At 36.0% G+C, this 15414-nt stretch carries 11 protein-coding genes and 1 pseudogene; all 12 read left to right on the top strand.

Features of this window, described 5'->3' with window-relative positions:
- Nucleotides 1-5 precede the first annotated feature (5 nt).
- The 12 genes and pseudogenes from glnE to CEP47_RS00735 all read left to right on the top strand — a co-directional run bounded on the left by glnE (nucleotide 6) and on the right by CEP47_RS00735 (nucleotide 15273).
- On the top strand, nucleotides 6-2993 hold the full coding sequence (glnE, locus tag CEP47_RS00790) for a bifunctional [glutamate--ammonia ligase]-adenylyl-L-tyrosine phosphorylase/[glutamate--ammonia-ligase] adenylyltransferase (protein WP_265482658.1): 2988 nt from the start codon (nucleotides 6-8) through the stop codon (nucleotides 2991-2993).
- A gap of 287 nt (nucleotides 2994-3280) precedes the next feature.
- Complete coding sequence (locus CEP47_RS00785; protein ID WP_261919857.1) at nucleotides 3281-4474, top strand: efflux RND transporter periplasmic adaptor subunit; 1194 nt, start codon at nucleotides 3281-3283, stop codon at nucleotides 4472-4474.
- A gap of 15 nt (nucleotides 4475-4489) precedes the next feature.
- Nucleotides 4490-7579 carry an efflux RND transporter permease subunit gene (locus CEP47_RS00780; RefSeq protein WP_261919858.1) on the top strand — a complete coding sequence of 1030 codons (3090 nt, stop codon included), beginning with the start codon at nucleotides 4490-4492 and terminating at the stop codon, nucleotides 7577-7579.
- 201 nt (nucleotides 7580-7780) lie between these two features.
- Nucleotides 7781-8836, top strand: coding sequence for a rod shape-determining protein (locus tag CEP47_RS00775; protein WP_275979956.1), 1056 nt, complete (start codon nucleotides 7781-7783; stop codon nucleotides 8834-8836).
- A 24-nt stretch (nucleotides 8837-8860) separates the two neighbouring features.
- Nucleotides 8861-9004: a hypothetical protein gene (locus CEP47_RS00770; protein ID WP_261919860.1), complete on the top strand. Its 144-nt coding sequence runs from the start codon at nucleotides 8861-8863 to the stop codon at nucleotides 9002-9004.
- Nucleotides 8988-10070, top strand: coding sequence for a rod shape-determining protein MreC (gene mreC, locus CEP47_RS00765; protein WP_261919861.1), 1083 nt, complete (start codon nucleotides 8988-8990; stop codon nucleotides 10068-10070). Before CEP47_RS00770 ends, mreC begins: the two co-directional genes overlap by 17 nt.
- Nucleotides 10067-10561 carry a rod shape-determining protein MreD gene (mreD, locus tag CEP47_RS00760; RefSeq protein ID WP_261919862.1) on the top strand — a complete coding sequence of 165 codons (495 nt, stop codon included), beginning with the start codon at nucleotides 10067-10069 and terminating at the stop codon, nucleotides 10559-10561. Before mreC ends, mreD begins: the two co-directional genes overlap by 4 nt.
- Nucleotides 10562-11103: 542 nt before the next feature.
- Nucleotides 11104-12897, top strand: a pseudogene (locus CEP47_RS00755) (ABC transporter ATP-binding protein/permease).
- A 141-nt stretch (nucleotides 12898-13038) separates the two neighbouring features.
- Nucleotides 13039-13803, top strand: coding sequence for a hypothetical protein (locus CEP47_RS00750; protein ID WP_261919864.1), 765 nt, complete (start codon nucleotides 13039-13041; stop codon nucleotides 13801-13803).
- Nucleotides 13800-14360, top strand: coding sequence for a septation protein A (locus CEP47_RS00745; RefSeq protein ID WP_261919865.1), 561 nt, complete (start codon nucleotides 13800-13802; stop codon nucleotides 14358-14360). The genes CEP47_RS00750 and CEP47_RS00745 overlap by 4 nt, the downstream gene beginning before the upstream one ends.
- The gene (gene yciA / locus CEP47_RS00740) at nucleotides 14341-14811 is read left to right on the top strand and encodes an acyl-CoA thioester hydrolase YciA (protein ID WP_261921023.1); all 471 of its coding nucleotides are present in this window, start codon (nucleotides 14341-14343) and stop codon (nucleotides 14809-14811) included. Before CEP47_RS00745 ends, yciA begins: the two co-directional genes overlap by 20 nt.
- Nucleotides 14812-14976: 165 nt before the next feature.
- Nucleotides 14977-15273: a YciI family protein gene (locus CEP47_RS00735; protein ID WP_261919866.1), complete on the top strand. Its 297-nt coding sequence runs from the start codon at nucleotides 14977-14979 to the stop codon at nucleotides 15271-15273.
- Nucleotides 15274-15414: the final 141 nt, after the last annotated feature.

The raw sequence follows: 15414 nt of genomic DNA, 5'->3' as shown, positions 1-15414 counted from the left end.
TTGCTATGACGAATATTGCTGATATTTCCCTAAAAAATCTATACCTATCCTCTCGCCAAATTGAAATATTAACTGAATTAATTCACTCTCTTTCAATTCCAGAAAAGGCAACCTATCAGCAATTACTCAAGCAACCTCTTGCACAACACCCCGAGCCATTAAAATCAATAACAATTTCAAGCTACTTGTCAGATTTTGTGCTTAATTTTTGGCAAAAATCTCCTGCTTTTTTTGCAGAATGTTGGCTTGCTTGTAACGATAAAACCAGTGCGAATTCTATTCCATTGTCCACGCCTTATCGTCAACAGCTACATTCCCATTTAAAGAGTATTGAACAAGAGCAAACTTTCTATGCAATACTACGACATTTTCGTCATCAAGAAATGGCAAAACTTAGCCTTTGTCAAAGTTTAAATTTAATGACTGTCGAACAAGTCTTTAGGCATTTATCAGAACTGGCTGAAGCCTTAGTGATCGAAGCGAGAGATTGGCTTTATCCTAGACTCTGTTCAGAACTAGGCACACCAGTCAATACAAAAGGTGAAAAACAGACACTCTTAATATTAGGAATGGGAAAATTAGGTGGCTTTGAACTCAATTTTTCTTCAGATATTGATCTGATTTTTACCTATCCTGAACACGGGCAAACCCAAGGTGCAAGGCGTTCGATTGATAACGCCCAATTTTTTACTCGTCTCGCCCAACAACTCATTAAGGCATTAACTCAATCTACCATTGATGGTTTTGTTTATCGAGTCGATATGCGACTCCGTCCTTTTGGAGAAGCGGGGGCTTTAGTTTTAAGTTTTTCAGCAATGGAAGATTATTATCAAGAACAAGGGCGAGATTGGGAACGTTATGCGATGATCAAAGCACGTATTCTAGGACAAGACGACAATGATCCGCATCAAGCTTATCTTCGCCAATTACTCCACCCTTTTATCTATCGCCGTTATCTAGACTTTAGTTCTATTCAAGCATTGCGTGAAATGAAACAAAAAATTACGATTGAAGTACGGCGGCGTGGGATTGTTGATAATATAAAACTCGGTACAGGTGGAATTAGAGAAATTGAATTTATTGTACAGATTTTTCAACTCATTCGTGGTGGGCGAGAAAGAAATTTACAACAACAATCATTATTAAACATACTCCCACAGCTCTCATCATTAAATCTTTTGACTGAGGCAGAATGCCAACAACTCCATTTTGCTTATCTCTTTCTCAGACGAATTGAAAATATCTTACAAGCAATAGATGATAAACAAACGCAATTACTACCAACCGATCCGTTAGATCAAACACGACTGGTAATTGCAAGCCAAACCTTTAAGATTCTTAATAAAAATAACCAAGAGCAACTAATCAAGCTACCGATCAAAAATTGGCAAGATTTTTATCAATATCTACACCAGCTACAACAACAAGTCCACCATATTTTTCAGCATCTGATCGGTGAAAAAGAGGAACAAACTAAGCCTAGCCTGTCTGAATGGCAAGATTTCTTTGGCGTAGATTTTAATTTAGACGATATGCAAAAACTGTTACAAGCTATTCCTCATTTAAACGATCCTGAGCAACAAAAGACATTATTAACCGAGCTTATTCAATTTCGGCAAGTTATGCTGAAAAAATCAATCGGAGTAAGGGGAAAAGATGTATTAGAACGGCTGATACCAACCACAATAGATCAGCTACTTATCCAACCTAATGCGAGTATTTTACTTCCACGCATTTTTAATATTTTAGAAAAAATTGCAACTCGTACTGCCTATTTAGAACTACTCTATGAAAATCCAAACTCTCTAGCATTACTCTTTAAACTCTGTTCCGCCTCCCCTTTTATTGCTGAACAAATTGCACGTTATCCGCTTTTATTAGATGAATTACTTAACCCTTATACCTTACTCAATCCACCACCATTCACCGAATACAAAGCTGAATTACAACGCTATCTAATGCGAATACCACAAGATGATGAAGAACATCATATCGACACCTTACGGCAATTTAAATTAGCAACCCAATTAAGGATTGCTAGTGCAGATATTCTAGGGGCATTACCAGTAATGAAAGTTAGTGATCATCTCACTTATCTTGCAGAAGCGATTATTGAGGTTGTTGTAACCTTAGCGTGGCAACAATTAACTCAACGTTATGGTACGCCCGATCATTTAGAATCAAGCCTGTACCCACAAGGTTTTCTTGTAATTGGCTATGGAAAATTAGGTGGTATTGAGTTGGGATATCATTCCGATTTAGATCTCGTATTCCTGCATAATGCACCACCTCAAGGGCAAACTATCGGTGGTAAACGCAGTATTGATAGCAGTCAGTTCTATTTACGTCTTGCCCAAAAAATTATCAGTATTTTTAATATCAAAACAAGCTCTGGTATTTTATACGAAATTGATATGCGTTTACGCCCTTCAGGAAGTGCAGGTTTACTCGTGAGTACAGTCAAAGCTTTTAATGACTATCAACATAATGAAGCATGGACTTGGGAACGACAAGCTTTAGTGCGAGCGAGAGCCATTTTTGGTGATCCTTCAATGCAACAACAATTTAATCACATTCGCCAGCACGTTTTATCCTCCCCTCAAGCTCAAACTCAACTTAAAGATGACGTCCGCCAAATGCGAGAAAAAATGTATCAACATCTTCCCCATACACAATCTGGCTATTTTAACCTTAAAACAGACAAAGGTGGAATCACCGATATTGAATTTATCGCCCAATATTTAGTCCTTGCTTATGCCCCACAACAACCCGCTTTAACTCAGTGGTCTGATAATGTCAGAATTTTTGATGATATGGTGAAGTATCAGATCTTACCTCAAGATATAGGAGAAAGATTAAAAACCAGCTACATTGCACTACGCAATCAAATTCATCACTTAAATTTAGATGACAAAAAAGCAATTATTCCAGATCAACAATTTGTCGCTGAACGTCAATTTATTCAACAAATTTGGCAACGCTATTTGAGCTAATCTTCATTCAGAAAAAAGAAGAGAAAAAGAATACTTTAACGATAAAACCAACAATATCTAGTCAATTTTTACGATAAAATTACTATCCGATTGATAAATAAGCTAATTAATCCTAGAACATTCTCTTATTTGATAAATTTTTAAATTATCACGCAAGTTACTTTATTGACTTATTAATTTAAGAGGATAGAATACGTTCAGATTTTAGTATCTCAAAACCTTACGATAATTAACCTTATTTTACCTTAAAATAACAATAACTGATTATTTTATATGGAGATTTTTATATGAAAGCAATGCAAGAAACGTCTAGATCATCAAATATTATGATGAAAGTCGTGCTAATCATATTTTTACTTGCATTTGGAGGAGTGCTGTTTTTACAGTGGTTTAAACAAGATAAAATCAACCAATATCTTGCCCACTTACCACCTACTGTTTATAAAGTAACAGCAATCCAAATTCAGCCAACTGATTGGACTCCAACCTTAAGTAGTACAGGTTTAATTCGCCCACAACAAGGTGCGGTACTTAGCTCTCAAGCCTCGGGAGTGGTAAAAAAAATTAATGTCGTTTCAGGACAACAAGTCAAAAAAGGGGATCTGTTAATTGAATTAGATAGCAGTGTCGAAAAAGCACAATTACAAGCCTCTGAAGCAAAACTGCCTAGCGTTAAAAATATTTATCAACGCTATCAAGCACTGTATAAAACTAAAAGTGTTTCTCAAGTTGAACTAAATAACGCTACCGCAAACTATCAATCATTAGTCGCCAATATCGAAGCCTTAAAAGCCAGTATTGCTCGTCGCCAAATCTATGCACCTTTTGATGGTATTGCTGGGATTGTACGGGTTAACGTTGGGCAATATGTCAATGTAGGTACTGAAATGGTCAGAATTGAAGACCACAGTACGATGAAAGTTACCTTTGCACTTTCACAAGATGAATTACCAAAACTTGCATTAGGACAAAAAGTACTGGCAACCACAGATATTTATCCAGATGAAACCTTTGTTGCGACTGTTAGTGCGATTGAACCTGCAATTAATCGCAATACAGGGTTAATTGAACTAGAAGCCACTTTTGATAATCCAGAAAATAAACTTCTATCAGGAATGTTCACCCGCTTACAAGTTGAATTACCAACCTTACATAACCAAATTGTCGTTCCTCAAATTGGTATTACTTACAATATGTATGGACAAAGTGCGTATATTCTTGAGCCGTTAACAGAACAAGAAAAACAACTGTTTAGCCAGCAAGAAGTTAATCTTTCACGCCTTTTTAAAGCAAAACAAATTAGCGTAGAAACCCTTAAACGGCGAGGTACCGATGCTTTATTAAAAGCAAATAAACACTTAACCGCTGGTAGTTACTTCCTCACAGGGGGATTACAAAATGTAAGTAATGGTACTTATGTTGAAGTCATAGATAAACCAATTATTGGTGCTAACGTACCAGCTGAGACTTCCAATTACTAAACGGAGAGCAAAACAATGCGATTTACCGATATTTTTATTCGCCGTCCAGTATTGGCAATTTCTATTAGCTTAATGTTAGTTATCCTTGGATTACAAGCGATCACTAAATTACCTGTACGAGAATATCCAAAACTCGTAACCACTGTTATTAATATCACCACTGTTTATCCCGGTGCTGATGCAAACCTGATTCAAGCCTTTATCACGTCTAAACTTGAAGAAGCAGTGGCTCAAGCTGATAATATTGACTATATGTCTTCATCTAGTCAGGAAAGCTCATCAACAATTACAGTTAAGATGAAGCTAAACACCAACCCAAATGAAGCACTAGCAAATATTTTGGCAAAGGTAAACTCTGTTCGTTCTGATTTACCAAAAGGGATTGAAGATCCAACCATTACTTCCTCCAGTGGTGGTTCAGGTATTATGTATATGGGATTTACCTCTGATGCCCTTGATTCTAGCCAAGTAACAGATTACATCGAACGAGTCATCAAACCACAATTCTATACCATTAATGGTATTGCTAAAGTTGATGTTTATGGTTCACCTTATGCACTACGCATCTGGTTAGATCCTGCCAAGATGGCGGCTCAAGGATTATCCGCAACCGAAGTTATTGGTGCTTTATCACGCAATAACGTGCAAACTGCTGCTGGTAATGTTAATGGCTACTATGTTGTTTATAAAAATAAAGTAGAAGGCACGGCTCGTTCTGCCGAAGAATTACGTGATATAGTTATTCGCAATCAAAATGGCAACCTTGTGCGTTTAGGCGATATCGCAAAAGTCGATCTCGGGAAAGCCAGCGATAATGTTCGTGCCACTGCTAATGGTGAAAATGCGGTTATCGTTTCAATAGAACCTGCATCAGATGCAAATCCTTTAACCGTAGTTAAAAATATCTACCCTCTTTTTGATAATATCGTCAAAAATTTACCTGCTGATATCGATGCTAAAGTGCTATATGATAAAACAATCGCTATCAATAGCTCTATCCACGATGTTATCAAAACAATTGTTGAAGCAACGGTCATTGTATTAGTAGTGATCACACTCTTTTTAGGATCATTACGTGCGGTTATTGTGCCTATTATTACTATTCCAATTTCACTTATCGGGGTGGTATTACTCTTACAACTTTTTGATTTTTCAATCAACTTAATGACTTTACTCGCTATCATCCTTGCGATTGGTTTAGTAGTTGATGATGCTATTGTCGTATTAGAAAATGTTGACCGCCATATTAAAGAAGGTGAAACCCCATTTAGAGCAGCGATTATCGGCACACGAGAAATTGCCGTTCCCGTTATTTCAATGACAATAGCGCTTTGTGCTGTTTACGCACCGATGGGACTCATTGGTGGAATCACAGGGGCATTATTTAAAGAATTTGCCTTAACACTTGCAGGGGCTGTCTTTATCTCTGGGATTATTGCTCTAACTCTATCGCCGATGATGTGTAGTAAACTACTCAAACCTCACGCTAACCCAACAAAATTTGAAACTATTATTGAAAATAGCTTAACAAAAGTTACTAATTTTTACAGCAAAGTGTTAACTATTATGCTCAATAATAAAAAATCAGTCTTAACCTTTTCATTACTGATCTTTTGTAGCTTACCGTTTCTAATCAAAGATCTCTCAAGTGAATTAATCCCACAAGAAGACCAAGGAGCGATCTTATCTTTAGGTTCTGGACCTGAAAATACGAATGTGGACTATATCCAAGAAGCGATGCAAGAATACAATAAAATATTGAAAACAATACCTGAAGTAGAGTTTTCACTGGTACTCTCTGGTGTACCTAGTACTAATAAATCTTTAGTTATCGCCACCTTAGTGGATTGGAGTAAACGAAATCGTAGCCAAGCTGAAATTACAGATATACTAAATAAAGCAGCCAAAAATATTCCTGAAGCGAATATCAATGGCTTTGGTTTTTCACCGATTGATACGGGTGAACAAGGTACGCCAGTCGCTTTTGTTATCACTACGGCAGACAATCCAGCTAAATTAGCCGATATTGCACAACAAGTGTTAGAAAAAGCACAAAAATCGGGGAAATTTGTCTTTAACAGCTTAGATCTAAAATTTAATACTCCACAAATGGAAATTACAGTGGATAAAGAAAAAGCAGGTACCTATGGTATTGATATGCAACAAATCAGTACCGTCCTAGGTAGTTACCTCTCAGGTGGTACGATTTCTTGGGCTGGGATCGATGGTCGCTCATACAAATTGATCTCACAAGTACCGAGAGATTTACGCCTTAATCCAAACGATCTAGATAAATTCTATGTTATTGCTGCAAATGGTACACCAGTTCCACTTGGTAACCTGATTACAATGAAATTAACAGTGCAACCCTCCTCTTTAAACCGTTTTAATCAGCTAAATTCTGCGGTTATAAGCGCTATTCCTGCACCGGGAAGCTCAGTGGGTGATGCGGTTCACTGGTTTGAAAATACGGCTAATACCTTATTACCAAAAGGCTATAACTTTGACTTCAAAGGCGAATCTCGTCAATTTGTACAAGAAGGAAATAGCCTAACCATTACCTTTGCATTAGCAGTTATCGTAATTTTCTTAGTGCTTGCAATCCAATTTGAATCCTTCCGTGATCCAATGGTGATTATTATTGCTGTTCCATTAGCTGTCAGTGGTGCTTTACTTGTTCTTAATCTACTCGCTTTCTTCGGTGTAACAGGAAGTACCTTAAACATTTACTCACAAGTAGGCTTAATCACCCTCGTAGGCTTAATTACCAAACACGGTATTCTGATGTGTGAAGTTGCGAAAGAACAACAACTCCATTATGGGCAAAATCGCCGTGAAGCCATCTTCCATGCAGCGGTAATTCGTTTACGTCCAATTTTAATGACAACCGCTGCAATGATTGCGGGTCTTATTCCTATGCTTTATGCCACAGGGGCTGGTGCAGTATCTCGCTTCAGTATTGGAGTAGTCATTGTTGCTGGCTTGGCAATTGGTACCTTATTTACGTTATTAATCTTGCCAGTAATTTATGAAATGCTTGCAAGTGAACATAAACCATTACCAGAATTTATAGAAAAAACACCCCTTGAAGATGGCAGTAAATAAGCTAACCTTCTGATTAAATAATACGAAAAGGCGAGATATACCTCGCCTTTTTTCTCTCTGTTCTCCCTCTTTCGAGTAAATTCAAGAAAAAAGCCGTTTCTTTACTGTTAAAAAGGCAATTTTTTTGATAAATTTAGCCAAATTTTTTGGCTAAAATTCAAATATTAAATTGAACAGTATTCAACCTAGGTGAGCAGCACTATTATGTTTAAGAAAATTCGTGGCCTTTTTTCAAATGACCTTTCAATCGATCTCGGTACAGCGAATACCCTAATCTATGTTAAAGGAAAAGGTATTGTACTTGATGAACCTTCTGTTGTCGCAATACGTCAAGACCGTAGTGGAGCATTAAAAAGTATCGCCTCTGTTGGGCAAGAAGCAAAAATGATGTTAGGTCGAACCCCTAAAAGCATTGTTGCAATCCGACCAATGAAAGACGGTGTTATTGCAGACTTTTTTGTTACAGAAAAAATGTTGCAATATTTCATTAAACAAGTACATAAAAATAATTTCATTCGTCCAAGCCCTCGAGTTTTAGTTTGTGTACCCGCTGGTGCAACTCAAGTTGAACGTCGAGCTATCAAAGAATCTGCTTATGGTGCTGGTGCAAGAGAAGTTTATTTAATTGAAGAACCAATGGCTGCTGCAATTGGTGCGGGCTTACCCGTTTCTGAACCTATTGCCTCAATGGTTATTGATATTGGAGGAGGTACCACCGAAGTTGCCGTTATTTCTCTCAATGGTGTAGTTTATTCTTCCTCTGTACGTATTGGGGGAGATCGTTTTGATGAAGCGATTATTGCTTATGTACGTCGCACTTTTGGTTCAGCAATTGGAGAAACCACCGCAGAACGCATTAAAAAAGAATTAGGCTGTGCTTACATTGCAGAAGGCGATGAAATTATGGAAATGGAAGTACACGGTCATAATATAGCTGAAGGAGCCCCACGTAGTTTCACACTCAATACCAAAGATGTATTAGAAGCAATTCAACAACCATTAAATGGTATCGTTGCTGCTGTACGTACAGCACTAGAACAATGCCCTCCTGAATTAGCCGCTGATATTTTTGAACGTGGTATGGTGCTAACAGGAGGTGGGGCATTAATGAAAAATATTGATATTCTACTTTCACAAGAATCAGGGGTTCCAGTTATTATCGCTGAAGATCCTCTCACTTGTGTTGCTCGTGGTGGTGGTGAAGCATTAGATATGATCGATCGCCATGGTAACGATATTTGTAGCGATGATCTTTAACCCTCGTCTTAATCTGGGTTAACTGTGAAAAGTATTGTAGTACCGCAAAAAAATCCTCATTTTCAAACACAATACAGTGGTAGTAACACTACCACTGAAAACACTTTTCACACTTTTTACTTCACTCAAATCAAGCCAGTTGGTGGATACGATGAAACCAATTTTTAATCGTCCACCACCATTAGGCATAAGGCTAGTTATTGCTGTTTTTCTATCAATGGCACTCATCTTCACTGATGAACAAAACCCTACTCTAGGCAAAGTCCGTTCTTTCTTTGAAACTGCTGCTGGTAGTATATACTATCTAGCAAATACCCCCAGTACTTTACTTGATAGCGTTTCAGAAAATCTTGTAGATACCACAAAACTACAAATTGAAAACAAAGTATTGAAAGATCAACTAAGAGAAAAAAATGCGGATTTATTGTTGCTTGATCAACTGAAAGTTGAAAATCAACGCTTACGCCTGTTATTAAATTCGCCCCTACGCCAAGATGAATATAAAAAAGTGGCAGAAGTCCTCTCAGCGGATACCGACCCTTATCGTCTGCAAGTCGTAATTAATCAAGGTGAAAAAGACGGTGCTTATATTGGTCAACCTATTATTGATGAAAAAGGCATTGTTGGGCAAATCATTGCGGTAGGGTTACACTCTGCCCGTGTGCTACTAATAACTGACAGCAGTAGCTCTATTCCACTACAAATATTACGCAATGACGTTCGTCTTATTGCATCAGGTACTGGACGTTATGATGAATTAACTTTAGATAATGTCCCTCGTACAATTGATGTAAAACAAGGCGATCTCCTCGTTACTTCAGGCTTAGGGGGACGTTACCCTGAAGGCTATCCAGTTGCAATAGTTGATAAGATCAGCCGAAATAATAATAACTATTTTGCAACCATTACAGCCAAACCACTCGCTTCTCTCGATCGGTTACGCTATTTACTGCTTTTATGGCCAACCAACGAAGAATTACATCAAGCTGGTACTCTCTCTCCTCAAGCGGTTAGAGAAGCCGTCAAACAACGTTTATCTAAACCTAAGATTGATACCAAACAGCCACTTAACTTACAAAATAGTGAAGCAGAGATTGATAACATTGAAGAAAATCTACAAAATATCCCTTTACTCAATGAAAATCCAATTAATGACAGCCAAGATGATACCCCAGAAGAAATTGCTACACCGCTAGCACCAAAATCTCAACTCAAAGGGACAAAAATACAATGAAAATTCACTCTCTCTTTCAATATTTTGTGGTATTTTTAACCTTCCTTCTTGCTTTAGTTTGTGAAGTTTTTCCTTGGCCAGTCGAATTACAAGGCTACCGCCCAGCGTGGTTAATTATGGTGTTAATGTATTGGGTTATGGCTATACCTAACAAAGTAAATATCGGTACAGCATTTCTCCTTGGTTTAAGCTGGGATCTGGTTTCTGGTTCCTTATTAGGGCTTCACGCACTGATTTTATCTGTTTTTGTCTATCTCCTCGCAACCCATAATAACTATTTAATCCTCAGAAATTTATCTTTATGGCAACAAAGTTTGCTAGTCATCTTATTTATTGCTGTCATTCGTTTTGGCTTATTTCTAGTTGAATTATTTGTACATAATGCCAAATTTCACTCTCAAGAATTAATAGGCTCAATCGTCAGTGGTTCTGTTTGGCCGTGGGTTTTCTTAATTTTAAGAGGAATACGCCGTAAAATCTCTTTACGCTAAGGGCAAAGAAAGCATTAAAAAGTAAAGTTACGCTTTCTGATTTTCAATCATATTGAAGCTATTAATATTCTTTAACTAATTTGAGCAATACTATTTCATTAAATTTCATAAAAACCAAATCATTTAAAAATTTATTTGAAAATTATGTAAAGCATTTATTTATATTTTAAATTTATAAGGTGAAAAGAAAATAATTTAAAAAAACTCATCAAATAAACAATAATAAAATTTTACTATCCAAAACCTATAATCTCTATTATATTTTACATTATACTCACCACCCATTCTTTGATTTAGAAAATAATTAAATTTACTCAATTATTTAGACTTTAGGAATTATTCGAACAAAATATCGAACACTTAAATTTTAGATATATTCTTAATATTTATCTTCGCCTGAAACAGATTAGCTCAATTATTATGTTACATATATTTACATTATTAAGAATGATAATTTTTTATAAAAAGATTATCTTTATAAAAAATTTTATGATAAAAAGAATACCTAAGTGATTTACTCAAGTATAATTCAAGGAAATACGATGAATTTAACACAAGAAGCACTAACATCTACCATCTGGGTTGCAAAAGCCTTTATTATTACCCTAATTTGTAGTGGTATTGCAGGTTATTTTGTAATTAAACTTACCGATTGGGGAAAACAATTTTGGTGATTAGGAAAAGATTATTTTTCGCCTAAACGTAGTTTACGCCCATTATTAGGTTTCAGCTTTATTTTAATTCTCACTTTATTTTCAGTTCGCATTGATGTTATTTTCTCTCAATGGTACAACACAATGTATGATGCACTCCAAAAACTTGATGAAAATAAATTTTGGGAACAAATGATCTGGTTTGCCATTATCGCAGGTATTAATTTAGCCAATGTTCTGTTTATTTATTATATTAAACAACGTTTTCTCATTCAGTGGCGACAATGGTTAAATGATAATTTATTAGATAAATGGTTAGAAAATAATGCCTATTATAAAATTCAATACAGTAACGATCAGCTTGATAATCCAGATCAACGTATTCAACAAGATATCCAAAGTTATGTAAATAACTCTCTCAGTCTTTCGACTGGTGTGATTTCCTCCCTTGTCTCTCTAGTTGCGTTTACCGTGATTCTTTGGAACTTATCAGGCTCAATGCAAATTGCAGGAATTGAAATTCCGCACTTACTCGTCTTTTTAGTCTTTATCTATGTGTTAATTACCAGCGTTTTTGCTTTCAAACTAGGTCGTCCACTGATTCAATTAAATTTTGATAATGAAAAATTTAACGCTAACTACCGTTACTCACTCATTCGTTTGAAAGAATACGCTGAAAGTATTTCATTTTATCGAGGGGAAAAAGTAGAACGAGTTTTGCTTAATTCTCAATTTGCTAAAATTATTGATAACGTTTGGAAATTAGTGTTCCGAACCCTGAAACTTTCAGGCTTTAACGTTATTGTTTCGCAAATCTCCGTTATTTTTCCATTCCTTATTCAGGCAAACCGTTTTTTCTCAAAACAAATTACCCTAGGGGATATGGTACAAACTGCCCAAGCCTTCGGACAAGTACATTCATCACTCTCCTTCTTTCGTAATAGTTATGATGAATTTACCGCCTACCGTGCAACATTACACCGTCTAGCTGGCTTCGTAAATGCAATCAATGATTCACACCAAACAGGGAATTTAGAACACCACCCAAATACTGATGCCATTATTTTTGAACAGGTTCAATTAAGAAAACCTGATGGTTCAAAACTATTAACACCATTAAATTTAACTATTCAAGCAAGTGAAAAAGTCTTAATCCAAGGTCCTTCTGGAGCTGGAAAAACAACACTGTTAAGAGCGATTGCTGGATTATGGCAATATGCAGATGGTACCATCTACTGTCCTGAAGATCGCCTTTTCCTTTCTCAACGACCTTACCTACCACAAGGCAGCTTACTTGAAGCACTATATTATCCACAAGAAATTCCAACTGATGACAATCTGATCTCATCAGCGAAACAAACTTTACAACAGGTTCATCTTGCTCATCTAACAGAAAATCTTCTAGAGTCAAACGACTGGAATCGCACCTTATCACCGGGAGAACAACAACGTCTTGCTATTGCTCGCTTACTGTTACGCAAACCTGCAGTAGCCTTCCTTGATGAAGCAACCGCTAGTATGGACGAAGGGTTAGAATATGAAATGTATCAACTGATTAATCAACAATTGCCAAACAGCACCATTATTAGTGTCGGGCATCGTTCAACCTTACTGTCTCATCATACGCATCGACTTATTTTGAATAAAGATAAAAACTGGGAATTTAGTGTTTTATCACTTTAATTCAAACTTTAATTAAAAAGAAAAAACCTATCTTAAATCAAGGATAGGTTTTTTCTTTCTCATCACTTTCTTTACTGAATTTATACCCAAGAATTGCTATACTCTATACCATTTTGATTAACTTTCATTTTAGGAACAGTTATGCCATTCAATTTTGTTCAAATTTTAACAGATAGTTGGAACTTCATTCGCAATCAAAAACAACAATTTCTCTTTTTTCTGATTTTAACTAGCCTTGTTCAACTTGGTACATCATTTATAATGCAACAATTTTTCGGTGATAGCTCAATTACTGAATTACAACAACAGCTGACTAATTCTCAAGAAATGCAAAGCCCTGCTTTAGGCATACTCTATCTTTCCCTATTTTCTGGTTTATTTTCACTATTGCTTAATCTTTGTTTTTTCTTAAGTGTTGATAATACTAGTGTTGGTCGTCAACATACTTTTCAACAATTATTTTTGACAGCATTAAAAAAATTACCGACATTCTTATTAATATATCTCATCACTTTTTTCCCTGTTACATTATTTGCCTCATCAAGCTTAGTGGTTACATCATCTACAGGGCAACTTTCTTTTTTTCTTATTATTGGTTTAATTTTCACGCTATTCTTTTTAATTCGCCTCTGCTTATTTCCATACGCTTATCTAATTGAAAATGAACGGCTTAGTCAATTATTTAAAAAATTATGGGAACATAGTAAAGGACATTTTTCATCACTTTTTTTATTTTTTATTCTTGCGTTTTTCTTACCAAACGCCTTAAATTTTAGTTTAGCTAAAAGTGGTATTCCTACACTAATTATTATTCCTGTTATCAATGGGTTAGAGTTATTTTCATTAGTCCTTACCTACCGTTTTTATACTTTATTTCGCCAACAAGCTAATTGGAGTAAAGCATGAAACAACTACTTGAATTTATCCCGCTTATTCTATTTTTTGCGGCATATAAACTCTATGGCGTACAAATTGCCTCCATTACGCTCGTTATTGCCACCATTATTCAATTTATTATTGTCAAAATAATGTATGGAAAAATTGAGAAATCTCAATGGGTTATTGCAATTAGCGTGATCTTTTTTGGCAGTTTAACCGCTTATTTTAACGATCTTCAATTTTTAAAATGGAAAGTAACCTTAATTTATGGATTATTCGCCATCATTCTTTTAGTTAGCCAATATGGCTTTAATAAACCTATTATTAAACATCTGCTTGCAAAAGAATTACACTTGCCAGAACAAGTTTGGCAACGTTTAAACCTAGGTTGGGCAATATTTTTTCTGCTCTGTTTAGTGATTAACTTATATGTTAGTACTTATCTCTCTGATAATATTTGGGTTGATTTTAAATCTTTTGGCTTTTTTGGTTTAACACTAATTGCTACACTAATCACTGGTGTTTATCTCTACCCCTATATTTCTCAACAAGAACAAAAAAAGGATAACAATGAACAAAACTGACAATAGAACACAACAACCTCCTAATAAAGGAAGTCTATTACTGCGGACACTTGCCATGCCTTCAGATACCAACGCAAACGGTGATATTTTTGGCGGTTGGATTATGTCTCAAATGGATATGGGTGGAGCTATTCTAGCAAAAGAAATTGCTCACGGACGTGTCGTTACTGCCAGTGTAGATAAAATTAATTTTTTACGTCCCGTCAGTGTTGGAGATGTTGTTTGCTGCTATGGACGATGTTTAGCTGTCGGTCGCACTTCAATAAAAATTCACGTTGAAGTATGGGCAAAAAAAGTCTCTAAAGAGCCTATCGGTGAAAAATATTGTGTAACTGATGCTATTTTTACCTTCGTTGCAGTCGATCAAAATGGTCGTCCTCGTCCAATTCCTCAGGAAAATAATCACGAATTAGAACGAGCGTTAGCAGATTATTCCTCTCAAAATTGTTAAACATCGTTAAAAGCCCTAGAATTGACTAGGGCTTTTAGTTATCAATATCTCATTGTTAAATATCAACTAATTCTGCAAGAACAAGATTGACATCACTCACCTACTCTTTCACAATAAACTTCACCGTTCAAATATCACTGACAACCAATTGATAAGGGGTGCATAATGTACTATGTTCTTTTTGCTCAAGATATACCAAATACCTTAGCACAACGTTTAGCTGTTCGAGAAAAACATCTCGCTCGTTTACAACAACTCGCTGATGAAGGCAGATTATTAACTGCAGGTCCAAATCCTGCAATTGATGATGAAAATCCGGGGGAAGCAGGCTTTACAGGCTCTACAGTTATTGCTCAATTTGACTCACTTGCACAGGCTCGTGAATGGGCTGATGCTGATCCTTATGTAGAAGCTGGTGTTTATGCGGAAGTGATTATTAAACCCTTTAAAAAAGTCTTTTAAACTTACTTTAATCGACTTTTAAAAAAGCGGTTAGACTCTAACCGCCTTTAAAGAATTAGGTATAACAACTTGCAATAAATAGGGAAGCTGAAAAATTCACAACTTCCCCTTTACCACCGAAAAAGCATTTTATCTAAAATT

Origin of the sequence: Mergibacter septicus, from assembly GCF_003265225.1 — a bacterium.
Taxonomy (GTDB): domain Bacteria; phylum Pseudomonadota; class Gammaproteobacteria; order Enterobacterales; family Pasteurellaceae; genus Mergibacter; species Mergibacter septicus.
Note: the sequence above shows the minus strand (reverse complement) of the source record. Positions and strands in the feature narration are given on the sequence as shown.